Raw genomic sequence first — 1,546 nt, 5'->3', positions numbered from 1 at the left:
AGATGCGGTGACGTATAGAGTCCAACGTCGAGTCCAGTCTCCCGAAGCACTTGGTCAAGCATTCGTGCTGTACTACCTTTCCCATTCGATCCAGCAATTTGGATACACTGGACGTCTTCGTGTGGGTCGCCGAGCTCGTTGAGTAATTGTCGCGTCGTATCTGTTCCTGGACTCGGACCGAACCGTTGGAGGTCGAACAGGAAATTGACCGCTTCGGTGTACTCCATCGCTACACCTCTATTTTCTCCTTCCGCCACGATTCGAGGTCAGGAACTTGATTGAAGGTGTACAAATGGACCCCACGGAGTTTGTATTCCTCATCGTCCGTGTAGGGTGCGAGTCCAGATACCAAATCGTCGGGAGTATACTTCCCACGAGAACCGACGAGTTGTCGGACAAACCCAACAACACCGGTCGTTTTCCGGAGGAAGCGTACCGAATCACCGACGCCAACCTTCTGTGAGATACTCAGCAGCCGATTGTATTTCATCACACCAGGGATTCCGACCTCGACAGGGAGATCGACCCCACGTGACCGTACCTCATCGATCCACTCGAGTACGGCATCAGAATCATAGCAGAGCTGAGTCACGATATACGTCGCATAGGGTTCTTTCTTTGCCATCGCATCGGCGAGTGTTCCGTCATCAATGAAGTCATGGCCCTCAGGATAGCCAGTAATGCCGATGTCGTTAAACGAGTGGTCTAGTTCGTCGAGTGCTACGAGGAGTTCGTAGGCAGACTCAAATGAACCCTCTGGCTCTTCTCGGTCACCTCCGGGGACGAAGATATCCGTGACGCCTGCTTCTTCGAGGCGATGGACGACGCTCTCGAGTTGTTGTTTGTCCTCGACGTATCTGGCGGCAATGTGTGGGATTATTTCGTAACCTCTCGCAGACGCTTTTTCGGTCCATTCGACAGTAGCGTCGAGTCCGAGCTGAGGGGAGGTAGTAATCGCAATCTGGGCCCCATCCGGGAGATGCTCTAACTGTTCTCCAAGGCTCGAAAACGGCATCAATTCGTACCGTGGGGTAGTGAGTAACTGCTGTACGCCATCTGAAGTGGTACTTGAGCGGAATTTCGGTGACATTGGTTCGATATCTAACATCGCAATTCTTTCTGGCGACGCTTACAGAATGTGTTCGTTGCCGGTACTTCAATCCCTCGCTTGATAATTACTCACATACAATCGGTGGCGGGCTCAACGCACAACATCTTCACTGGTACGAGACTGTCAACGGGTACTGGGACCAGGAACTCCCCATTAAACTTTTATCCAGAACAATTGAGGTACAATCACAGAGTATCAACAGATGCTCGTGTCATCCATGAAGCAAGGAAAAGCAGAAGTCAATGTGGTTAGTGACCAAACCACTGAGCTATACACGGCAATCATGCACCTACTAGATGAATATGACGTTACCATCGACAACGTCGAGCAGGTTGCTTGTGATGGTCTCTCTCGTCTCACCCTCTCGGTCGATATCTCCGATATCGGCTGTTCGAGAACCAAACTTTCCGAGGAACTCACCAACTGCTGTACTCC

At 51.2% G+C, this 1,546-nt stretch carries 3 protein-coding genes; 1 reads left to right on the top strand and 2 read right to left on the bottom strand.

Annotation, left to right across the window (positions count from 1 at the left end):
- Together AUR66_RS22715 and AUR66_RS13065 are read right to left on the bottom strand one after the other, a co-directional pair.
- Positions 1–227, bottom strand: a 227-nt coding sequence (locus AUR66_RS22715) for a hypothetical protein (protein WP_449271638.1), incomplete at its 3' end; no start/stop codon positions are given.
- Between the two features lie 2 nt (positions 228–229).
- On the bottom strand, positions 230–1,090 hold the full coding sequence (locus AUR66_RS13065; RefSeq protein WP_058572770.1) for a methylenetetrahydrofolate reductase: 861 nt from the start codon (positions 1,088–1,090) through the stop codon (positions 230–232).
- A gap of 238 nt (positions 1,091–1,328) precedes the next feature.
- On the opposite strand from AUR66_RS13065, the gene AUR66_RS22710 reads away from it, so the two are divergent.
- Positions 1,329–1,546 (top strand): hypothetical protein (locus AUR66_RS22710; RefSeq protein WP_231727886.1); only part of this gene is annotated, 218 nt, incomplete at its 3' end.

Source organism: Haloferax profundi (assembly GCF_001469865.1).
In the GTDB taxonomy this organism is placed as follows: domain Archaea; phylum Halobacteriota; class Halobacteria; order Halobacteriales; family Haloferacaceae; genus Haloferax; species Haloferax profundi.
The sequence above is the reverse complement of the archived record's forward strand: the minus strand, read 5'-3'. Positions and strand labels throughout refer to the sequence as shown.

What these genes read in the sequence shown, in the direction of transcription:
- AUR66_RS13065 (WP_058572770.1), bottom strand. Translation starts at nt 1,090, where the DNA reads ATGTCACCGAAATTCCGCTCAAGTACCACTTCAGATGGCGTACAGCAG.